This window comes from Plantactinospora sp. CNZ321 (assembly GCF_004217235.1).
On the sequence record NZ_SHKQ01000001.1, the window covers coordinates 5,032,129 to 5,053,736 of the forward strand.

Annotated in this window: 18 protein-coding genes and 2 pseudogenes; 10 read left to right on the forward strand and 10 right to left on the reverse strand. The window is 67.2% G+C overall.

The window, feature by feature from the left end; all coding sequences use genetic code 11:
- Nucleotides 1–239 precede the first annotated feature (239 nt).
- Nucleotides 240–719: a hypothetical protein gene (locus EV371_RS21780; RefSeq protein ID WP_130463689.1), complete on the reverse strand. Its 480-nt coding sequence runs from the start codon at nt 717–719 to the stop codon at nt 240–242.
- Nucleotides 720–1,018: 299 nt separating this feature from the next.
- Here EV371_RS21780 and EV371_RS34545 point away from each other — a divergent pair.
- Nucleotides 1,019–1,115 (forward strand): annotated as a pseudogene (locus tag EV371_RS34545) (IS5/IS1182 family transposase); the annotation flags it as partial.
- 230 nt (nt 1,116–1,345) lie between these two features.
- Here EV371_RS34545 and EV371_RS21785 read toward each other — a convergent pair.
- Nucleotides 1,346–1,723, reverse strand: coding sequence for a VOC family protein (locus tag EV371_RS21785; protein WP_130463690.1), 378 nt, complete (start codon nt 1,721–1,723; stop codon nt 1,346–1,348).
- 251 nt (nt 1,724–1,974) lie between these two features.
- Here EV371_RS21785 and EV371_RS21790 point away from each other — a divergent pair, with 251 nt between their 5' ends.
- The 3 genes from EV371_RS21790 to EV371_RS21800 are packed head-to-tail and all read left to right on the forward strand — an operon-like array spanning nt 1,975 to nt 3,796.
- Nucleotides 1,975–2,433 (forward strand): hypothetical protein, encoded by a 459-nt coding sequence (locus tag EV371_RS21790; RefSeq protein WP_130463691.1) that lies wholly within the window; start codon nt 1,975–1,977, stop codon nt 2,431–2,433.
- Nucleotides 2,430–3,110 carry a glycine-rich domain-containing protein gene (locus tag EV371_RS21795; RefSeq protein WP_130463692.1) on the forward strand — a complete coding sequence of 227 codons (681 nt, stop codon included), beginning with the start codon at nt 2,430–2,432 and terminating at the stop codon, nt 3,108–3,110. The genes EV371_RS21790 and EV371_RS21795 overlap by 4 nt, the downstream gene beginning before the upstream one ends.
- Entirely contained in the window at nt 3,107–3,796 is a 690-nt protein-coding gene (locus EV371_RS21800) for a class I SAM-dependent methyltransferase (protein ID WP_130463693.1), read from the forward strand. Before EV371_RS21795 ends, EV371_RS21800 begins: the two co-directional genes overlap by 4 nt.
- A gap of 282 nt (nt 3,797–4,078) precedes the next feature.
- Here the strand turns inward: EV371_RS21800 and EV371_RS21805 are convergent, their stop codons facing one another.
- The 5 genes from EV371_RS21805 to EV371_RS21825 form a co-directional block, all read right to left on the reverse strand.
- Nucleotides 4,079–4,390 carry a Rossmann-fold NAD(P)-binding domain-containing protein gene (locus EV371_RS21805; RefSeq protein WP_130463694.1) on the reverse strand — a complete coding sequence of 104 codons (312 nt, stop codon included), beginning with the start codon at nt 4,388–4,390 and terminating at the stop codon, nt 4,079–4,081.
- Nucleotides 4,391–4,560: 170 nt separating this feature from the next.
- Nucleotides 4,561–4,956 carry a hypothetical protein gene (locus EV371_RS21810; RefSeq protein WP_130463695.1) on the reverse strand — a complete coding sequence of 132 codons (396 nt, stop codon included), beginning with the start codon at nt 4,954–4,956 and terminating at the stop codon, nt 4,561–4,563.
- 32 nt (nt 4,957–4,988) lie between these two features.
- Complete coding sequence (locus tag EV371_RS21815) at nt 4,989–6,998, reverse strand: hypothetical protein (RefSeq protein WP_130463696.1); 2,010 nt, start codon at nt 6,996–6,998, stop codon at nt 4,989–4,991.
- A 650-nt stretch (nt 6,999–7,648) separates the two neighbouring features.
- Nucleotides 7,649–9,205, reverse strand: coding sequence for an arabinofuranosidase catalytic domain-containing protein (locus tag EV371_RS21820; protein WP_207230572.1), 1,557 nt, complete (start codon nt 9,203–9,205; stop codon nt 7,649–7,651).
- A 180-nt stretch (nt 9,206–9,385) separates the two neighbouring features.
- Nucleotides 9,386–11,218 (reverse strand): RICIN domain-containing protein, encoded by a 1,833-nt coding sequence (locus EV371_RS21825; protein WP_165436800.1) that lies wholly within the window; start codon nt 11,216–11,218, stop codon nt 9,386–9,388.
- A gap of 302 nt (nt 11,219–11,520) precedes the next feature.
- Here EV371_RS21825 and EV371_RS21830 point away from each other — a divergent pair, with 302 nt between their 5' ends.
- The 4 genes from EV371_RS21830 to EV371_RS21845 all read left to right on the forward strand — a co-directional run bounded on the left by EV371_RS21830 (nt 11,521) and on the right by EV371_RS21845 (nt 16,311).
- Nucleotides 11,521–12,759 carry an extracellular solute-binding protein gene (locus EV371_RS21830; RefSeq protein ID WP_130463697.1) on the forward strand — a complete coding sequence of 413 codons (1,239 nt, stop codon included), beginning with the start codon at nt 11,521–11,523 and terminating at the stop codon, nt 12,757–12,759.
- A gap of 146 nt (nt 12,760–12,905) precedes the next feature.
- The gene (locus EV371_RS21835) at nt 12,906–13,745 is read left to right on the forward strand and encodes a carbohydrate ABC transporter permease (RefSeq protein ID WP_486484743.1); all 840 of its coding nucleotides are present in this window, start codon (nt 12,906–12,908) and stop codon (nt 13,743–13,745) included.
- Nucleotides 13,742–14,566 (forward strand): ABC transporter permease subunit, encoded by an 825-nt coding sequence (locus EV371_RS21840; protein ID WP_130463698.1) that lies wholly within the window; start codon nt 13,742–13,744, stop codon nt 14,564–14,566. Before EV371_RS21835 ends, EV371_RS21840 begins: the two co-directional genes overlap by 4 nt.
- Nucleotides 14,567–14,598: 32 nt before the next feature.
- Complete coding sequence (locus EV371_RS21845; RefSeq protein ID WP_130463699.1) at nt 14,599–16,311, forward strand: MGH1-like glycoside hydrolase domain-containing protein; 1,713 nt, start codon at nt 14,599–14,601, stop codon at nt 16,309–16,311.
- Here the strand turns inward: EV371_RS21845 and EV371_RS21850 are convergent.
- Nucleotides 16,298–17,335: a substrate-binding domain-containing protein gene (locus EV371_RS21850; protein ID WP_130463700.1), complete on the reverse strand. Its 1,038-nt coding sequence runs from the start codon at nt 17,333–17,335 to the stop codon at nt 16,298–16,300. The two genes, EV371_RS21845 and EV371_RS21850, sit on opposite strands and share 14 nt — an antisense overlap.
- A gap of 274 nt (nt 17,336–17,609) precedes the next feature.
- On the opposite strand from EV371_RS21850, the gene EV371_RS21855 reads away from it, so the two are divergent.
- Nucleotides 17,610–19,085, forward strand: coding sequence for an arabinofuranosidase catalytic domain-containing protein (locus EV371_RS21855; RefSeq protein ID WP_130463701.1), 1,476 nt, complete (start codon nt 17,610–17,612; stop codon nt 19,083–19,085).
- Between the two features lie 154 nt (nt 19,086–19,239).
- Here EV371_RS21855 and EV371_RS34550 read toward each other — a convergent pair.
- Both EV371_RS34550 and EV371_RS21860 read right to left on the reverse strand, forming a co-directional pair.
- Nucleotides 19,240–19,368, reverse strand: a pseudogene (locus tag EV371_RS34550) (IS5-like element ISFal3A family transposase); the annotation flags it as partial.
- 43 nt (nt 19,369–19,411) lie between these two features.
- Nucleotides 19,412–20,704: a hydrolytic protein gene (locus tag EV371_RS21860; RefSeq protein WP_130463702.1), complete on the reverse strand. Its 1,293-nt coding sequence runs from the start codon at nt 20,702–20,704 to the stop codon at nt 19,412–19,414.
- Nucleotides 20,705–20,909: 205 nt separating this feature from the next.
- On the opposite strand from EV371_RS21860, the gene EV371_RS21865 reads away from it, so the two are divergent.
- Nucleotides 20,910–21,533 (forward strand): response regulator transcription factor, encoded by a 624-nt coding sequence (locus tag EV371_RS21865; protein ID WP_130463703.1) that lies wholly within the window; start codon nt 20,910–20,912, stop codon nt 21,531–21,533.
- Nucleotides 21,534–21,608: the final 75 nt, after the last annotated feature.

Here is a 21,608-nt window from a genome sequence, read left to right on the forward strand (position 1 = left end):
GGCAGGCCTCGCCGGAGGCTGGCCCCAGGCGGCTTGGGCTTCGCCGCAGCGAGCGCTTCCCGTTATCTTCCTTCGATACCGGCCCGCGAACGTCCAGGGCAGGACTACGGATAGAGGGTCCGGTCCGGGTTCGAATCCCCTTCGACACACACGTCCGACGAGAGACCAGCCGACCTCATCGCCATCGTGATCAGCAGCTGCCCAACCACGCAATGACCCTGAGCACGACCGCAGGCAGGTCAGTAGGCGACCAGTCCGATGCTAGGCATGTCAAACAGCAGGTAGAAGCGGGTTCCGTTGAGGACGTCAGTGGCTGCCTCTCCCCACGTGCCGCCCGGGATCCAACGGTAATCGTTGCAACGCCAACTGCCAGTGGACGATTGGTACAAGCAGGCTTTCACGTATTCGCCTTGGTTAGGCTTGACGTTGATGTCGATACAGTTCGACGTGGTGGTGGCGTAGCCTGTGGCAGGCCATCTGCCGGGACCGCCATTGTAGCTGTCTGCATCGTAGCTGCGCGCAGAGCCATAGCAGGACATTATCGCGAGGTCAGACGGGGTCTCTTGTGACGCGCCCTCGCCGGCCCGTCCATTGTCGTGCTGGGTCGCGGTGATCCGATCTGAGTCGACCCTTGCCTCGGCCATGGCGGGCGCGCTCACTCCGGCAATAGTCAATACCGTCAGTGCGGCTATGAGCGCGCTGCCCCTTTTGAAGTTCATCCCTACTCCTCGGAGGTTGGGTGTCTTGTTGAACCTAATTCCAACATGTATGACCGTCGATGTGATAGTTGTGTCTGAAACCTTACATGCCTGTCGTTTCCCTGATCGTCGATCTTGGCGATACTCGACCTGGACAAGATCGTCATTAGTGAGCCTTTTCCAACCTGATCTCGCAGGTCAGCCGCGGGTCGGCAGGGGGTGCTGATCGATGAGAGCGAACCTCCAGGTAGGACAGCAGATCGACCAAAACCCGATGCCCCGACCGGGAGCCTCGCCATGCTGTCCTACCCCCCGCCACGATCCCGTCGTCCAGCCGGACCCTGAACCACATCGCCGAACGTATCTGCGGCCACGGCCCGCCACCAGCGCAGATCCCGATGGAGTTCGGCCGTCCCGTCCAGTACGCGGAGATGGACGAGCCGATCCTTCGGCGCGGTGTGGTCGGGTCAGAATCTCCGACGGAGAACAGGGTTCGATGGACCCGGATTGGCGGGCGCCAGCCAGACTTCTAACGGCCACTTTCCGTTACGAACATGCTCATCGGTCGCCGTCGCCAACTACCGGATCTGCCGATGACAGTGTGACTGACTCTGCCGGCCCCACGCAGACCCCCAGGGTGCAGTGGGTCAATGGATCCCGAAGCAGAACGGGTGGCCGGCTGGACTGGCATAAACGGCAAACATCTCATCGCCATCGGGATTGTCAGCAGGTCTCCTAGCAGCCTGGAGTTGGCGTCCGCCGAGCTCGACCGCCAGCCGACCGGCCGCCTCCACGTCGTCCACGTGCAGATCGAGGTGCACCTGCTGCTGCTGGGAGCCGGTAGGCCAGTCCGGTGCCACATGGTTTGGGGCACGTTGCACGCCCATGACCCAGTCGCCGTCGACCACGATGCTGTGCCAGTCTGCGTCGCGGTGCACTACGCCGCCCAAAATGCCGGCCCAAAACCTGCTTTCGGCCTCGATATCGCCGGCGTCGAACACAACGACCCGCCTGATGATCTTCACGTCAGCTCCTGCCCTGTGCCGCCAACATCTCGTCCGCGTTCATCGTCAACCAGCAGTCGTCACTTCGCAGCCCCAGCGTCCGGCGTCTGCACTATGGCTCGCGCTTTACTCGATCAAACCAGTGGACATCGTCGTCGCGGGAAGATTCACCCGAACGCGTTAACGCGCCGGGATCACGTTAGGTGCCCCTTATCAGGGTTTAGCCTCCTCCTGGCAGAGGGCCGCGTTCTCGACGAGACGGGAGATCGGTAATGGTCGAAAACAGCGCCACCGGAGGGGTGCGTCAAGACAACGACTCTTTGGTGGCCAGGCTGCTTGAGGCCGGGAGCGAAGATGCCGTCACACTCACGGGTTATGTCGGACCAGGGTCACGTGAGGGGTACGTCCGACTGTTTCCCGGACTCACCGACATGTCGAAGAGTATCGAGATTGCTCAGAGTGACATCGTCGAATCGGTGGAGCTGCCGAAGTCCGGTCTCGGCGCGATAGCGCTGTGGGTGCGGCGCGATGCCGAGCTCCATCATCACGTGGTCGAGAGGGCTGAGTCGTATGCCGCGCGGACCACGGGCCGCGCGCTTGAGCCGGCTCGACGCGGCGAACTTCGGATGATGGTCCGTTCCCACGTCCGAGACGTCTGCACCTGCGAGATCTACTGCGACGGGACGGGGTGTATGCCATGCACGTCCAACTGCCTGGCGCGGGCCCAATGACCACGACGACGGAACCCGTAGCGGCGGAGGTTTGGCGCGATGCTCTCGCCTTCCAGGCTCCCTTCCTCATCGAGAAGCTGACCAGGGACCACGTCGTCGAGAGCGCCGAGGAGGCTGAGGCACTGTTCCGCGAGGTGAAGCGGTACCTGGTGCTCGCAGCCGCCGATCACACGGTCGCCTGGGCGATGTACTCGCTCCGGATCGACCAGGTCTGGCACCAATTCATCCTGTTCACCCGTCAGTACATCGACTACTGTCTGGAGAATTTCGGACGGTACATTCAGCACGCGCCCAGCACTGCCCCTCCGGTCGAGAACCTGGCCCCACCCACGCGGTCCACCTTCGATCAGTTCGCCGACGCGTACGAACGACTCTTCGGCGAGCCGCTTCCCGATCTCTGGTTCGACGAGAGGGGTGTGACGCTGGATCGCCGGCTGGTCAACACCCGTGCCGGCACCTTGAGCCTGCGGGACAGCGATGACGACATGGTCGAGCTGCTCGGCGAAGACGGGCGCCCGCTCTTCGCTGTCGAGCAGGTCGGCCGCAACGCTCTCGATTTCATCTCGCGCACGGGAACCTTCTTCGTCCGTGAGCTACCCGGAGAACTCCTCGACGTACAGAAGATCGCCCTGACCTCCACCCTGGTGGAGCACAAGTTGCTCGACCTCGCATCGTGAGTCACCAGACCGAGGTGAAAAGCGCGGGTGACGGAGAGCTGCTCAAGCAGACGATCCGAAGGTACGACGCGAGCCCTCGGGCGTACGCATGGCGGTTCGCCGTGGCCGACATGAGGATAGAGCAGGATCTCTTCTCGGCCTGCCTGCCCCGCCGGCACCAGCCCGTCCTGGATGCCGGCTGTGGAACGGGGCGCGACCTCGCCCGCTTCCGTCAAAACGGCGTCGCTGCCATCGGTCTCGATCTGTCCCAGGGGTTGCTGGGCGCGGCGAGAAGATGCACCGCCTCGCCGTTGGTACAGGGAGACATGCTCCGAGTGCCGTTTCGGCGGGCGTCGTTCCGCGGCGTATGGTGTTGCGCCTCGCTCCTGCACCTGGCGCCGGAGCAGGCCGCGCTGGCCGTCGGCGAGTTCCGTCGTGTCCTCAGCGACGAGGGACTTCTGTTCATTCTCGTGCGCGCCGGGAGCTCCCATGGGCTGGACAGCGGCGGCCGCTGGTTCCAGCTCTACGAACGAACCGAGCTGGAGGGACTGCTGAAGGCTGCGGGCTTCGCCATTATCAGCCTCACCGTCCGGCCACGACCCGCTCCCGGCCGGTGGCTGGCTGTGCTGGCCGCCGCGCGGACGCACGCACATGCAGAACCGCCGCCAAGGCCCGCCACAGCAATCAGTGAGCCTTTTCCAAGCTGACGTTGCAGCTCGGAGGGGGGTTGGGCCCGGAGATCGATGAGGGCGAGGCTCCAGGTAAGACAGAGGTCGACCAAGATTCCGATGCCCCGACCGGGAGCCTCGCCTGCGCTGTCTTACCCCTCCACGATCCCGCTGTCCAGCCGCACCCTGAACCACCTCGCCGACCGCATCCGAGCGCACCGCAGCCAGCATCGATCCCGGTGGCGACGCCTCGCCCCTGGGCGACAGGCACTGCTCGAGGAGTGCCTGTCGCCGCGTTGGGGCGCGCGCCGCACCCGTGCGTCAGTTGACCTTCATCTCGTCGCGGATCCATGCCTCGATCGAGACCTGCCCGGGAAGCCAGCCGAGTTGCCGGGCACGGGTCGCTCGCACCCGGCTGTTAGAACCGAGAGCGAATCGGGCGAAACCTTCCCCCCAGGCCAGGGCGGCCTGGTCAGGACTCCAGGGTTGAGCCGGGCCCAGCCCGAGCCGGTCGGCGATCGCGGCTCCGATCTCACCGAGCGACGCTTCGCCTCCTTCGACGAAGTAGAAGCCGTGTGCGGCCGGATCGGTGAGTACGCGGGCGTAGAGGGCGGCCACGTCGTCGATGTGCACGTTCGACCAACGGTAAACAAGCAGCCGATGAGAGGGCGCGCTCGCTGTCGTACCGATGGGAGTTCGCCGAGAAGTGGCCTTGGGCGCCGGCCTGGCCGCGCAGGTCTTGCACAGCGACCGTACTTCTCGGCGATGTGCGGGCCTGCTGGCAGACGCTGCTTGTCGGCGGGCTACAGGTTGTTGATTCGGGCCAGCAGCTCTGCCTCGGTCAGGTTCTCCAGGGCCGCGTCCTGCTTGCGGCCCAGGACTGCCAGCAGCTTTTCCTTCTCCAGCTTCTTGGCTGCCGCTGCCTTCGCCGACTGGTCCTCCGCGAGGCGGATGGCGATGACGTGCTTGACGACCTCCAACTTGGTCTCCAAGGTCGCCTTGGCCGGATTGGGCTCGGTGGCCACGAACGACTCGGTGTCGATGGCCTTGAGTTCGGCGTTGACCGCCTTGGCCACGTCATCGAGGCTGAAGCCGGACTTGGCGGTCAGCGGAAGCTCCCACAGCTGTTCCGTGGTCAGCAGTCCCTTGGTCGATGGGTAGCGGAATTTTTCCCGCGTGGCCTTTTCGAAGATGGTCATGATGGCCTCTTTCGGATTTTCTGGGTTGACAATCAGAACTGGATACTGATGAGGTGGCGCCGGCCGTCGGTCATGGTCACCTTGGCGACCACAGAGCTGCGGACCGTGGAGCTGAAGCCGAGGCCGGACAGCTGATCCGGGGACGGCTCGCACTTGGTGCGATCGCCGAGAACCTCGAACACCTTGCGGTGGGGTTGCAGGTCGCTGCGGAGGAACTCGTTGTAGATGCCCCGGGTCGGCTGGTCGTTCACGCACCCTTTCAGGATGAAGAGGTAGTGGCGGTTGCCGACCTCGTTGTCGTCGAAGTAGTTCGGCGAGTACATGATGGTGGACACCGGCACGAACTGTTCGGTGGTGATTCCCCACAGGTCCTTGCCTGCGCTGCCCGGCTGCATGTCCTTACCCGGCCGGAAAGCGGTGATCACCTCGTCGGTGACCGTCATCCGGCCCACCTCGACGGTCTCCTTGTGGCCGACCGCACGCTCGTGGCTGTAATGCTCGATCTTCCCGTTGCTCTCGGTCTCGATCACGAAGCCGACCTCGGTGCTTTCCCGCTTGTTGAACTGGTTCACCTCGATCCGATACTCGCCGTCGGGGACGTTGTCGGTCCAGGTGACGTTCTCCACCGGCTCGCGCGAGAACGTCCCGCCCGCGTTCATGTCGACGTCCAGCTTGTTGCGTTTGTCCTTGTACCAGATGTGGTCGCCGTTGGGTTCGAACACGTGCAGGTCGAGGTCGTCGTGGTTGAACCAGGACAGGCTCACCCGCAGCTTGCCGCTGACGTTGCCGCCGGCCCGCTTGACCTTTTCCTTGATGGAGTCGGTGACGTTGCCGTTGTAGGACCAGCCGAAATCGTTGTCCCAGGTGAACAGCCGCGGGGCGGCCGGGTGCCGGCCGGTGGTGAGACTGACGAAGTGCGGTTCGTGGCTGTTGGCGACCCACAGGTCGATGGTCGCGGCGCCGGGCAGGATGTCTTTCATGAAGGTGACCACGGGAATCTCCTCCGGCTTCGCGTCACGAAGGCGCCCACCTGCCGACCTCATGGTGGCCGCCTGCATGAGCAGCCCTTCGATGCCGTCCTTCATCCGCGACTGCGTGTCGTTGTCGACCCATAGCACGTTGGTGACCGACACGTCGGACAGCCGGGCGAACCGTCGCTGCAACGACTCCTCGATGCCCAACTCGCCGATGGTCTTCATGGCAGCCTTGACCATGGCCGGGGTGATCAACGCCGTGGGGCGCTGGTAATTCTGCGGTGCCACCTTCGTCTCGAACGACCGGACCGCCTGCGCCAGGTCGACGCCCGCGGAGAGATCCCGGACGAGGGTGCCGATCACCGTGTTGCGGAACCGGGCCGCCGGGTTCATGGCGTTGGCGAAGATGAAGGCCTGTCCGTCGGCCGCCTTCGTCCATCGGTTCTGCAGTGACCGGAACTCGGTCACCGCACGACGATGCTCCGTGCCGCGGTAGAGGGCGTTGTCGTCGATGAGGTCGACGACGGTGTCCAGAGCGTGCTGGGTCAGCTCGGCCAGGCCACGCTGGAACACCTGCACCGCGGCGTCGAAGGTGCTCCGTGCCACGCCGACGTCTTTGACGCGATGCCGCCTCTCCACCCGGCCGTGCAGGTGGTGCCACACCTCGACCTGGCCGTCGCGCAGGGTCCGGGTCGTCCTCGTCCCATACTGCGCCTCGGAGGACCGGAAAATGGTGGACAACGGCAGCGTGCCAACGAATTCGTCCATTGCGGCGGCGACGACGGAGAAGACCGGGTCGGATGCAGACACCCCGGACCAGACGGAGCGGACCTGTCCGTTGTGGATCTCGACGACGTTACCGAAGTTCTTGATGAACCCGCGGCAGGTCGAGCAGTCGTACTCGGACCGCTCACGGAACCGAAGATTGGTGCCGGCGGGGAAGGCATCGAGAAAGGTGAGCCAGAGTGAGTCCCGATCGAGACCGTCGCCGACGACGTACAACTCGCCCTTGGACATCGCGGACAGACGTTCAGTCACATCCGTCACGAACTGCTGGAAATCGCCCACCGTGTCATCCTCCTTGATCCCCGAAGATCCTAAGGAGTGCCTGCAATCGGGAAAACGCCCTTCCCGCCGTCCGCACGGTCACGGACGGGCGCCGGTGGCCGGCGGTCATGTAAGGAGCTCCCGTACCTGATCAGTCCGGGGTCCCAGGGTTGCATGAGCATCCCGGTTGGTCTGGTGGGTGGCGACGAGTTGGGGTCTGAGGGAGAGCCGCGTTCGACTGGTTGCCACCGCTGGTCTGGCCCCGGATGCCGGATGCCCCCGATCAGGGGGAAGTTGAGCCACCAGACGTCCGAGCGGTACGGACGGCCACGCCGGCGCATGGCCGTCACCGGCCCGTGGGAGAAGTACCTGGGCTGACGCGCAGGCCTGTCGCTCCTGGCGGCCGGTTCCGCGACGAGCCCCCGTCCGCCCGCGGACGGCTGTGGGAACCGGGCCGCACAGTGAACCTTTTTCAACCTGAACCACGTGGCGCTCACACACCGCGTCCGACCTTGCGCTCCGACGGACCGCAAGGGGAGGTTGAAAAAGGTTCAGTCTGGGGATGAACATGGAGCGTGGCCGTCCGAACCAGGTCGGCATCGACGAAGGTGTGCGCCGGCCACCACACGGTGGTGGCCGGCGCACGAGTCGTTCAGGCGCCGTTGCCGGCGTCAGCGATAACCGGCGCTCACCACGTTGGCCTGTACGGCGTTCTCGGTCGCGTCGGACGGATAGCCGGCGACCATGGCTCCCTCGTAGAAGGTGCCGGCGCTCAGGTTCGCACCGCCGTCGGGCTTGCAGCAGTCACCGCCACTGCCCAGGATGATCGCGCCCTGCTTCTTCATCGGGCTGTATCCCGGCGGAAGCGCGCCGTCCCACAGCGTGTAGAGGCTGCCGGACTGGGCGTTGCTGCCCTTGATGGCGAAGCGCGTCGTGCCGTTGTTCTTGAGGGTCGCGGTGACGAACTTGCTGGTGAAGGAGCGCTGGTTCGGGTTCCACGTCTGGCTGCCGCCGGGGAAGAGGCCCCACTCAAGGTCTGCCTGCACCCAGGGGCCGGTGCCGGAGCAGCCGCCGAACCAGCACTGTGTGCTGAAGTTGATGGCGTCCATCGCCCCGGCGGCGTCGGCCTTCCTGGTCGTCTCGCTGTTGCCGTAGTCGAAGCAGCAGCCGTTGTTGACGTGAGTGCCGCTGGTGACCATGTACATGCCCTCGGGAGCGGCACCGGTCGGTACTCCGGTGAGGTGCCCGTCCCGCCAGTAACTGTTACCAGGATTGATGTAGAGCGAGTACGCTTTCGCGCCTCCCACGGTCAGCGACTCCGACGTCGCGATCGCGGGCCTGCTCTGCGGGGAGCCCGGAACCACGCTCGACCCCTGGTACCAGAGGTCGTTTCCACGCCCGGACTGGTCGAAGACGACGGTGATCACGCAGGTCGTGCCCGCGCAGAAGGAGTCCTGCGTCGCCGCGTTGGCGGTGCCGCCCGCGCTGGAAAGCCCGATGTCGCGGGTCGTGTTGTCCGAGGAGCGCCGGACCTGGTAAAGGTTGCCGGCGTACGCCGCGTAGAGTGCCCGCGTCGTGCTGTGCGCTGCTATGCAGGGAGTGCCGCCGGAGGCGTAGATGTCGCACGGGCGGGTACCGGTCGGCGGCTCGGTGGTCGGCGAGCTCCACTGCTGGTTCGCGCCACCGTGGCACGCCCACAGGTGGATCTTGGTGCCGTTCGCGGTGCCGTAGCCGCTGGCGTCGAGACACAGCCCAGAGTGCATCCCGGTGATGGTGCCGTTCGTGTTGACGTTCCACTGCTGGTTGGTCTGGCCGTTGCAGTTCCAGATGATCACCGGTGTTCCGTTGGCGGTGCCCTGGCCGGAGGCGTCCAGGCACTTGTTGCCGTATACCGTGAGCTGCTTGCTCGAGGTCCAGGTCCAGGTCTGGCCGGCGCTTCCCTGGCAGTCCCACAGTTGTGTCTGGGTGCCGTCGACGGTGCTGGAGTTGGGTACATCGAGACAGCGACCGGACGGGGTGCCGACGATCGGGGCGCTCTGCCCCGGCTCGATGGCAGCCGACGACGACGGTGCGGCGGCGGTGGCCTCGCCGGCGAGAGGCGGGGTACCGGGGGTGGCGCCGACGAGAACGCCAGTCAGGACGCCGGCCAGGAGGGTCAGTCGGACGCGACGGCGTCTCGGAATGAGATCGCGGGCCTTTCCTGGCCCACTTCGGGACGGAGTTCGCACGAGGTAGCTCCTCGGACTCGTGGAAGCGCGGGGCTTGTCGACGCGCCGTGGGCGATGGTGGCGAAGGCGAATCGATTCACGGCGGTCGTGGGATCGCAACTGGTATCAATAGATCGTCGGTGGGAGATCGGCGCTGGCCGTCGGGGCGGACGGGCCGGCGCCTCAACTCTCTCGGGACGCCTACCGCCCCAGGATTCGCCACGTCTGGTTCAACGGGCTGCCCTGGCCGGCCGGGTTGCAGGTCCACTGGTGGATCGGCGCCCGTGCCGCCGTGGAGACCCTGCTGACATCGACGCACTTGCCGCTGTGTCGGGCGACGAGTTGATAGTCGTGCGAGTCGTTGCCCGGGTAGGTCACTCTGCGGAGCGTGAACTGCTGGTTGAGGCCGTTCAGGCAGGTCCACTGGTGCACGGCCGCACCGTCCGCGGTCGACACGCCGCTGACGTCGAGGCACTTGCCGCTCTGCTGGTTGACCACCGTGTAGGTGCCGGTCACGCCGGCGACCGGGCGGAAGTTCCAGAGCTGCTGCGCACCACCGTCGCAGTAGTTCTGCTGTTGGACGTTGCCGTCGGCAGTGCTCAGGCCGGTGTTGTCCAGGCACTGCCGGGAGTGCTGGGCCACCGCCACCGACTGGAAGCCACCGTCCGAGGGTGGCAGCAGGGTGACGGTGTAGGTGTCGGTCTGGTTGGTGTACGGCAGGGTCACGGTGGCGTTGTTGTTGGAGACGCCGACCACGGTGTTCGAGATCGTGATCGGCCCCTGCACCGCGCCGCCGCCGTTGTGTGGGATGCGTTGGGTGAGGACCCGCACCTGGCTGTTCTGCACGATGCCGTTGGTCGTGTCCAGGCGCTGCAGGTTGACGGTCAGGTTCCCGGTGGTACGACCGCCACCGACCAGGACCTTCGCCACGCCGGTCGCCTTTGTGGCGTGCGCGTCGTAGGACGGGCTGGCGGTCACCGCGACGACCTCCCCGGTCTGGGAGGCGTAGTAGTGGTAGGCCCACCACTCGCCCTTGGGCTGGTGCTGGCCGGCCGAGTTGCGGACCAGCAGGTTGCCGAGGTCGTTGTGCAGGTTGCCGCCGCCGGCCCAGTTCGCCCTGAGGCCGTCCGCGCGGGCCCGTTCCAGACGCGCGATGTACCAGGCACCGTCGGCCGGGTTCTGCTCGTCGGGCGCACCGTACTCGTTGATCTGGTACGGGCGCGGGTGGGCTATACCCCGCGGGTCGAGGGTGGCGTTGGCGGCGGCGACGTTGGCGACCGGATCGCCCGGCAGCGAGTGCCAGCTGAAGATGTCCGGCACCGTGTTGGTCGAGCGGACGAAGTCCAGGTACTGGTTCCAGAAGGTGTGCGTGGTCGACGGTACGCAGGCGCAGCTCGGCCCGACGATGAGCTGGTGGGGGAACTCCGCCCTGATGCGCTGGTGGGTGCGGCGCCACAGTTCGAAGTACTGCGAGATCGGACGGTTCCAGAACAGGGTGATGTTGGGCTCGTTCCAGATGTCCCACTGCACGGACAGCCCGGACGCCCGGACGTCGTTGACGAGGCGGGTCAGGAAGTTGTCATAGTCGGTCCAGTCGCCGTTGTCGCCGGGGAAGCGGGAGATCCCCGCGCCGTCCGCACCCCACAGGTCATGCGGCAGGATGATGAACTCTCCGCCGAGGGCGATGGTCCGACGCGCCTGGGCGAGGGTGGAGTTCCAGCGACGGTCGTAGGTTCCGCCGACCCAGCCACTCCCGGGCAGCTGCGCGCCGCCGGCCCGCATGTACTGGAACTTGACGTCTCGGTAGAAGTGGTCGGCCGGACCGCTGGCGTTCTCGGTCATGCCGTAGATCCAGCCGGACGCGCGGTAGGTCGGCGTACCGCTGGTCGTGGAGAAGTTGACACTGATCGACTCGTCGGCCGCCTGGGCCGGAGACGCGGCGACGGTTGGGGCGGCGGCGGCGAGTAGGCCGACCACGACACGGGCGACAGACGCCTGGGCTCGTCCTGACCTGCCGCGAGACGGGGTTTTCACGGGCGGCTCCTTGGTGGGGCGTGGGGGACGCGCTCCGGAGGGCTGCACTTGCGAATCGGTTCGCACGGATCGTAGGACCAGAAACTGAACCGTGTCAATGGAGAGGCGACCGGACGAAGAACTTGGTTGCCAGCAAAATTCTCGTCGCCGGCCGCCCATCTCTTGACCGCTGGGCATGGCCAGACCTATCTTCGGGCGAACCGATTCCTCGAACCGATTCGTCAAGTGGGCGGGCTGTGGTCCGGCCCGCGACGGTCAATCCGCGGATCCCACCTGACGATCGACTTGGAGTGAGGACACAGATGACAGGATTCAGTCGTCGGCGGCGCCTGGCCGCCGTCGCCGTGATAGCGCTCGCCGCAGCGGCAAGCGGCGCCTGCTCGTCCTCCGCCGACGGCCCCACCGACGGTGGCGCCCACCTCGTCTGGGATCCGTATCCGCAGTTCGCCGACGACTCTGAATGGGTCGCGCTGCTCAAGAAGTGCGGCACCTCCGCGGGGGTGACGGTCGAGCGGACCGGCCACGACACCACCGACCTCACCAACAAGGCGCTGCTCGCCGCCCAGCAGGGCAATTCCCCGGACGTGCTGATCGTGGACAACCCGGTCATCTCCACACTGGCCGAGGCCGGCGCGCTCACCACCACCGACGACAACAAGCTGGACGTCTCGGCCATGGAGCCGAACCTGCTCGGCGCCGGCCAGAGCGACGGCAAGACGTACGGCGTGCCGATCGGGGCGAACACCCTCGCCCTCTACTACAACAAGGATCTGCTCACCGCCGCCGGCGTCGATCCGGCCACGGTCAAGGACTGGACGTCACTGACCGAAGCGCTGACCAAGGTCAAGGCCGAGGGGAAAAAGGGCATCACCTTCGCCGCGATCGGCACCGAGGAGGGCAGCTTCCAGTTCCTGCCCTGGTTCTGGGGATCGGGAGCCCAACTGACCAGTTTGGACTCGCCGCAGGCGGTGTCCGCGCTGACGCTCTGGACGGAGTGGCTCAAGCAGGGCCACGCCCCGAACTCCGTCATCAACAACACTCAGACCACGAGCTGGCAGGAATTCGCCACCGGTGACTACGCGTTCGCCGAGAACGGCACCTGGCAGCTGGCTAACGCGGAGAAACTCGACTTCTCGTACGGCATCATCGCGATCCCGGCCAGCGCGGGCGGCCCGGCGCCGGCGCCCACCGGCGGTGAGTTCGTCTCCATCCCGGTACAGAAGAACACCGACCGGTACGAGACCTCGCGGAAACTCGTCGTCTGCCTGACCAGCGCCGACAACCTCCTCACCACCGACACCACGCTCTCCTACGTCGCACCCGTCGCCGCCGTCCAGGAGCGACAGGCGGCTGCGGACCCCAAGCTCAAGGTTTGGGTGGAGGCGGTCCGGGCGGCCAAGGGCCGCACCGGGGACAACCTCGGCACGAAGTACCCCAGGATTTCCGAATCCCTGTGGACCGCGGTGCAGGCGGCCCTCAGCGGCGGGAAGTCGCCGCGCGAGGCGCTGACCGCCGCGCAGGCCGCGGCCACGACCAGGTAAGCGCGCCGAACCGAATGCTCCCCACGACACACAGCTCCACCGCCGCACGAGACCAGGGTGGGGCGGCGACGACCGCCCCACCCGGACCTTCCCGGTCCCGCGTCCGCCGGCCCAACCGAGGGCTGGCGTGGGGCTTCCTGGCACCCGTGGCCGTCTACCTGACGGCGTTCTACGCCTACCCGCTATACCGCAACCTCGAGTTGAGCCTGCGCGAGTACACCGTCCGCTCCTTCGTGCAGGGCGGCGCGCCCTTCGCCGGCCTCGACAACTACCGGACGGTCCTGACCGACCCGGCCTTCGGGCCGACGTTGGCGCACACCCTGGTCTTCACCACCGTGTCGCTCGCCTTCCAGTTCACCGTCGGGATGGCCCTGGCGCTCTTCTTCTACCAGCACTTCCCGCTGTCGCGCACGCTGCGGGCGTTGATGCTCGTTCCGTGGCTGCTGCCACTGATCGTCTCGGCGTCGACCTGGTCGTGGCTGCTCAACAGCGACTCAGGGCTGGTCAACGCGGCGCTCGGCGTCGTCGGCATCGACCCGGTCAACTGGCTCACCTCGCCGGACTGGTCGCTCACCTCGGTGATCATGGCCAACGTCTGGATTGGCATTCCATTCAACCTGGTGGTGCTCTACAGCGGCCTACAGGCGATCCCGGCCGAGATGTACGAGGCGTCCGCACTCGACGGCGCGACGGGATGGCAACGGTTCTGGTCGATCACCTTCCCGTTGCTGCGCCCCGTCTCCGCGATCACGCTGCTGCTGGGGTTGATCTACACGCTGAAGGTCTTCGACATCATCTGGATCATGACCAGGGGTGGCCCGACCGGCTCCTCGGCCACCCTCGCCACCTGGTCGTACCGACTCGGCTTCGGCAATCTGCTGCCCGAGTTCGGACCGGGTGCGGCCGTCGGCAACCTCCTCATCGTGATGGCCCTGATCGCCGGGCTCGGCTACCTCCGGATCGAGCGGCGGCAGCACCTACGATGACCACCTCAACACCTCGGACCTGGTGGAAGACCGGCGTCGGCCTGGTGCTTACCGGGCTGATGCTCTTCCCGGTCTACTGGATGATCAACGTGTCGTTCACCCGGGACCAGGACATGCGGGCCAGCCCTCCACACCTGATCCCGACCAACGGCACGTTGGACGGCTACCGGGCGGTGCTCGATCAACAACTGCCCTATCTCGGCACCAGCCTCCTGGTCGGCCTCGGCACGGTGGCGCTGACCGTGGCGCTGGCCGCCCCCGCCGGATACGCGCTGGCAAAGCTCCGGCCGCCCGGCGGCCCGGCGCTGAGCTTCGTACTGCTGATCGCGCAGATGATCCCGGGAGTCATCATGGCGATGGGCTTCTACGCCATCTATCTCAATCTCGGCGTCCTGAACACGCTGCCCGGCCTGATACTGGCGGATTCGACCCTGGCAGTGCCGTTCGGCGTGTTGATCTTCACGGCCTTCATGTCCGGAATCCCCGACGAGTTGCTCCAGGCCGCCCTGGTCGACGGCGCTGGTCGGCTGCGCACTTTCTGGTCGGTCGTGCTGCCGGTCAGCCGCAACTCGATCATTTCGGTGTCACTCTTCGCGTTCCTGTGGTCCTGGTCGGACTTCATCTTCGCCTCGACCCTCGTCAGCGGTGGCGACCACCAGCCGATAACCCTCGGCATCTACCACTACATCGGCAACAACAACCAGCAGTGGAACGCCATCATGGCCACCGCCGTCGTCGCCTCCATCCCCGCCGCAGTGCTGCTGGTCCTGGCCCAGCGTTACGTCTCGACGGGCGTGACCGCCGGCGCCGTCAAGGACTGACCACCCGCACCACAGAAAGGCACCCGCCACCCATGACCGTCGCCCCGTCCGGTCCCGAGTTCCCCATCCAGGACATCCCCTTCAGCTACCGCGGATCCTGGTTCAACATCTCCCCGGTGGTAGCCGAGAAGACGTACGCCGACGACCTGCACCTGGTCTCCCACCAGACCGGGATGCACCCCGTACTGCGCCTCACACCCGCGGTCGCCGGCACCACGGTCGTCGCCACGCCCGCGCTGCTGACCTGGCGCAACGGAGTAGACCGGATCGAAGCCGTCTACGACGGGACGGACACCCTGCGGATCCGGGGCCGACGGCTCGGCCTGCGGGTAGCCGCGGTCGCGAGCACCCTCACCCCGTTCAGCGGCACCTACCTGTACCTCGACCCGGTCGACGGGTCACACGTGTTCACCTCGTACGAGACCGGTCGCCGCTACCGCATCACGGTGCTCACCGGTCCTCTCCAGCGGACCGACGGCGTGGAGGCCCTGGGCACCGTTGACCGGGCCGTGGAACTCGGCGGCGACCAGCCATGGGAAATCGCGATCGAAGAGTTCACCACCGCGCGCCGCCCGTACGCCGGCTCCGTCACCTTCGACCAGCTGTGCCGCCACCGGAGCGCCGAGTTCACCGCGTTCGTCGACGCGATCGCACCATGGCGCGGCGCGGACACCCCGGCCGCCGAGCTGGCCGCGTACGTACTGTGGTCTGCCACCGTCGCTCCGGCGGGCTTCGTCACCCGCCCGGCCGTGCTGATGTCCAAGCACTGGATGGACAAGGTGTGGAGCTGGGACCACTGCTTCAACGCGATCGCCCTGGCCGCCGGCGAACCGGAGCTGGCCTGGCACCAGTTCCAGCTGCCCTTCGACCACCAGGACGAGGCCGGCGCCCTACCCGACTCGATCACTCACTCCGAGGTCCTACACAACTACGTCAAGCCCCCCATCCACGGCTGGGCCCTACGACACCTGCGCCAACGCCTTCCCCAGACACCAGACCGGGCGGCGCTGGCGCAGACGTACGACCGGCTTGCCCGCTGGACCCGGTTCTGGCTCGACGCGCGCCGAAGCCCCGGCCACAACCTGCCCCACTACCAGCACGGCAACGACAGCGGCTGGGACAACGCGACCACCTTCGACGTCGACCGGGTCCTCCAGACGGCCGACCTCGCCGCGTTCCTGGTCTCGCAGCTTCGCTGCCTCGCGGACCTCGCCACCGAGCTGGGTGAGCCCGCCGACCAGTGGTCTCGGGAGGCCGACCGGATCAATGGCGCCATGCTGCGGGACATGTGGGACGGCGAACGCTTCACCGCCCGCAACCCCCACACCGGGCGGCGGAGGGTCAGCCGCAGCCTGCTCGATCTGATGCCGGTCGCACTCGGGGCCGACCTGCCCGCCCCGGTCGCCGCCGCACTGGCTCGGGGCGTCGAAACCCACCTGACCACGCATGGACTGGCCACCGAGCCGACGGACTCGGCCCACTACGTTGCCGACGGCTACTGGCGTGGTCCGATCTGGGCGCCCTCCACCGTCCTGGTCGAGGACGGCCTGCGGCGGGCCGGCCAGAGCCGGATGGCCGACAACATCAGTCGACGGTTCCTCGCGCTGTGTGAGAAGTCCGGGTTCGCGGAGAACTTCGACGCCGAAACCGGTGCCGGGCTCAGGGATCGCGCGTACACCTGGACCGCCAGCAGCTACCTCATCCTCGCGGCCGCGCAGGAGGAACGGCGAGTCACGGGTGGGTAGCCGGATCGACTCGGCGGACCCGGACCGGACCGGTGCTGGAGCGCAACGAGATGGGCGGGCTGTACAGGCGGTGGCGGGGCACGGCGCCGGGCGCGGCGATGATCCCCAGCAGCAGCGACACCGCCTCGGCACCCATCTCGACCATCGGGACATCCGCGGCGGTCAACGGCGGGCGGAAATCCTCCGCCCAGTGCTGGGCGGCGACCCCGGTGACGGAGAAGTCACCCGGCACGGACAGTCCGGCGCCGGTCAGTGCACGCTGCATCCCGGGCAGCGCGGCCTCGTTGATTGTCGCCACCGCCGTGACGTCCGGATGCATCGCGAGCAACTGTTCCACGCACGCCTCGCCGGAGGCCGTGTCGTCACCGCAGCAGACCTCCACACCGGTCAGCCCTCGCTCCGCCGCAGCCGCCCGGAAACCAGCAAGCGCTCGATGGCTGGGGCCGTAACCCGCGGCCACCAACTCGGCGGAGCGGTTCACGAGTGCCACATGCCGGTGCCCCAAATCGGCCAGGTGGTGCACGCACCGGGCGATCAGCCCAGCGTAGTCGATGTCGATCCAGCTCATGCCGTGCGGCTCGGCGGTCCGCCCGATCGTGACGAACGGCAGACCGGCCCTGGACAACCGAGTCACCCGGTCGTCCTCCAGTCGGATCTCCATCAGGACCACACCGTCCACCCGGCGCCCGGTGACGATCCGCTCGAACGACCGGTCATGGTCGCCACCGGACGGGGACAGCAGCACATCGAGGTCATGCCGAGCAGCCGCCTCGACGACGCTGGCGACGAAGCCCAACTGCATGTCAGTCAACCGTTGGCTCGCCGGAGGAATCACCAACCCGAGGGTGCGGGTACGGCCCTCCTTCAACGCGCGGGCGCTGGCGTTCGGCCGGTAGTCCAGCTCATCGATGACCGCCTGGATCCGCTGCCGGGTCGCCTCCGACACGGCCCGCTTCCCGCTCAGCACGTAGGACACGGTGCTGCGGGACACGCCCGCCCGGCGGGCGATCTCCCCGATGTTCATACACCGCCCTCGAATCGATTCTTTTCCCGGCACGGGGCGGGCGCACCATGCTTCGCTGACGAGCATATCCGTCCTGGATCTGGCCCTCGGACCAGTACTGGCCCTGCCATTGCTTGCTCATGCACAACCGGCCCCTGGCGAGCTTCGAGCCGAAGACGCATGCGCGACAGGTAGCGCGTAAACATAGACGACTGTTAATGTCATAGGTATGACGTATCACCATAGTTGGACCCGCCACCGCCATACCAGACCCCCAACGGACCGGACGGATCCAATGAATGTGAAGAGAAGGCCGAGCCGCCTCATGGCGGCTGCGGGGACCCTGTTGATCCTCGTCGTCGGCGCTGGGGCCTACGTGGTCTCGGACGCGCCGGGGCGCGCCCGCGCCGCCGGCACGGGACCGTGTGACATCTACGCCTCGGGTGGTACACCGTGCGTGGCCGCCCACAGCACCACCCGGGCACTCTACGGCGCGTACAACGGCCCGCTCTACCAGGTCCGACGCTCCTCGGACAACACCACCCGCGACGTCGGCGTGCTGAGCGCCGGGGCCTACGCCGACGCCGCAACCCAGGACTCGTTCTGCGCCAACACCAGCTGCGTCATCACCGTCATCTACGACCAGTCCGGCCGGAACAACCGCCTCACCCAGGCGCCCCCCGGCTACTGGCCCGGTCCCGCCCCCGGCGGATGGGACAACCTCGCCGACGCGAAGGCGGCCCCGATCACGATCGGGGGTCAGAAGGCGTACGGCGTCTACATCGCGCCCGGCACCGGCTACCGCAACAACAACACCAACGGCGTCGCGACCGGCGACCAACCCGAGGGCATCTACGCCGTCGTCGATGGCACCCACCACAACGAGTGGTGCTGTTTCGACTACGGCAACGCGCAGACGGATGGCCAGGCCGACTCCCCCGCCATCATGGAGACCGTCTACTTCGGCGCCAACAAGCAGTGGGGCTACGGGGCCGGCAACGGCCCCTGGATCATGGCCGACCTGGAGTGGGGACTGTTCTCCGGAGTGAACGCGGGATACAACAACCTCCCGCCCGTCAACCACCGTTTCGTTACGGCCATTGTCAAGGGCGAGCCGAACCACTGGGCGATCCGGGGCGGAAATGCACAGTCGGGCGGCCTGACGACCATGTTCGACGGGCCGCGCCCCAACGGCTACCACCCGATGAAGAAGGAAGGGGCCATCCTGCTCGGTATCGGCGGCGACAACAGCGTCTCGGGCCGCGGCACCTTCTTCGAAGGTGTGTTGACCTCCGGTTACCCGTCGGAGGCCACCGAGAACGCCGTACAGGCCAACATCGTCGCCGCCGGATACGCCCCGGCAGCCGGCGGCAACCCGCAACAGAACGTCCAGATCGTCGGCGGTCAGTCCGGCCGCTGCATCGATGTACCGAACGGCAGCACCACCAACGGCACCCAGACGCAGCTGTGGGACTGCACCGGCGGCACGCCCCAGCGCTGGACCTACACCGCCGCCGGGCAACTGCAGGTGTACGGCAACAAATGCCTCGACGCCAGCGGTGCAGGCACCAGCAACGGCACCCAGGCGATCATCTGGGACTGCCACGGCGGCACGAACCAAAGGTGGAACATCAACACCAACGGCACCATCACCAGCGCGGAGTCCGGACTCTGTTTGGACGCCAACGGCGCCTCGGCAGCGAACGGCACCAAGCTCATCCTTTGGGCGTGCAACGGGCAGCAGAACCAGCAGTGGTCGATCCGAAACTGATCAGACGGCACCAGCAGGTTGATAGGAATGGCCGAGCCGCCAGGACCGGACGCCGCAACGGGGACATGCCTTCCTCCGAACCAGCGTCCAGAGGCTCAGGGTATCCACATCCCGGGGGCAGCCCACCCCAGTGAGCGTTTTGGATGTGGGTTACCCGGGCATGTAGTGCGACGAAACCCTGCTGGTCGGCGGGTTTTCGGACGATCTCGACCGTGGTGCTCAGGACGTTCTTGGGCCAGTCGACGAACCGGCCGGCGAAGCCCTGATCGGCGAAGACGTGCCGGATCGGAGTGGCCGGCGCCGCAAGCGTCGGCCGGTACGCCTCGTCAGGAGCCCGTCCCGGCGGACCGTGCGAGGGTGCCGTTGAGGTAGAGCCCTTCCTGGCAGGTCCTCGGCGCGGGAGCGCCGACCGGGGTGCCCGGTCGCCGGCAGACGACGGTGAGGGTCACCCGGGCCCCGGCCGTGACCCTGATCGGGGTGACCGAGTGGTAGTCCTGGTTACGGAAGTTCTCCAGCCCGTAGGTGACCACCCGGACGTCGTCGGCGGTGACGGTCAGGGTCCCGGTGTCTCCCTGCGGGTTGTCGACCAGGAAATCGGTGATCAGGAGCACCCGGCCGCGGGGCACGGTGTAGCTGCGCGACGCCGTACCTCCGCGGTTGGTCCGCAGCACCAGCGAGGTGGCGAACTCTCCGCCCCGGCTGGTGGCGTCGCTACTGCCGGCGGTCGACGGTGGCGGCGTCGGTGCGGCAGGGGCCGCCGCCCGTTCCTGTTCAATCGCGTCCCGCGCCGCCGCACCGGCGGCCTCGCTCGCCGCCTCCTCCGCTTCGGTCGCGACCTGCGCCACGCCCTCGTCGACGGCCTCCCGGGCCGCAGACGTCACCGCCGGACGCAGCAGCCCGAACCAGAGGGCGAGCAGAAGCAGCAGCAACGCCAGCAGCACCGCCAGCATTTTGAGCAGCCAGGCGGAGAGGACAGGCTGCTGCACCAGTGTGCCGTCCAGGGTGACGGCCCGGCCCGACGCATCGCCCAGCACTGCCCGGAACGGCAGATGCCTTGGAGTGCCCCGCCAGAGCAGCCGCCGTGCCCGTACGCCGAGGACGGCCGCGTACCGCTCGCCCGCCGCCAGGGTCGTCGTCCTCGGCCGGGGCGCGAAGCGTAGCTCTTCGGCACCGTCGACCGCGGTGACGGTCAGCGTCTCTTCGACGTTGCCGCCGTTGACTCCGGCGAGATGGTAGCGAGCGCCGAGCCGCGCCCGGCGCACCTGCGGCCGTAGTTCCGCGCTCACCTCGGAGAACGGCGCGATGGTCAGCACGGCTTCCTCGACCGTGGCGGTCTGCGGCGTCTCGGACGGCACCACCCGTACGCCGTACGGCAGCTCCCCCGCACGGACCTCCGAGGACCGGGGCGGCCGAACGGTGAGCGTGACGGTCTCGCTCGCGCCGGGATAGAGGGAGACCCTCGGTGGGTCGAACGTCGCCCAGGTGCTCGGCATGCCGACCACGTCGAGGTCGTACCCCTCGACGACGTCACCCGAGTTCCGGACCATCACCGGGATGTCGACGCTTTCGCCCGGCACGACCACCGTCGGAGTCTCCACCAGGCCCAACGAGATGCTCATGTCCCCGACCGTAGGCGGGACGGGACCGGCCCGGACCGGCCGCCGGGGTACCGGCGCGGGCAGATCCGCTGCCCGTTAGGTCCACGTTAGGTGCCCGCGAAGTCCCGTCCGGCACCCTCAGCCGTATCGCCGTACGCATCGGCGCGGCGGCACCGTCCGGACCGGACGCCCCGGACAGGGCGTCGAGCAGTGCTGGGAGGCTGGAGTGCACCGTGTCACGGTTAGCGTCCACGCGGAGGACCCGATCTCGCGGCTCGGGGTGGAGACTCAGCTCCGTTTCCGGCCGGACCTGTTGGTGGTCGAGCCGGGCCGGGAGACATCCGAGAGCGTCGCGCTGGTGGTCATCGACTCTCTCGACGAGTCGGCCGCCCGGCTGCTACGCCAACTGCACCGGGCCTGCCGGGCCAAACTGGTGCTGGTGCCGGCCAGCATCGACGATGCCGGGTTGTCTCTCGCGGTGGAGCACGGCGTGGTGGGAGTGGTCCGCCGGACCGAGGCAAGCGCGGAACTGCTCAGCCACACCGTCCTGGCCGTCGCCCGCGGCGAGGGCGCGCTCCCCGCCGACCTGCTCGGTCGGCTCATGGCCCAGGTGGGCCGACTCCAGCGGCAGATACTCGAACCGCGCGGCCTCACCCTGCTGGGCTTGAGCACTCGCGAGGTGGACGTGCTGCGGCTGGTCGCGGACGGGTTCGACACCCGGGAAATCGCCAGCAAGCTCTCCTATTCCGAGCGGACCGTGAAGAACGTACTGCACGGCGTCACCAGCCGGCTGCAACTGCGCAACCGGGCGCACGCCGTCGCCTACGCCCTGCGCAACGGGTTGATCTGACAACCGGACAGCCCCGCCCAACTTGATCTGACAACCGAGCGGCGCCGCCGGACGCCGGTTGCCTGAACGGGCCGG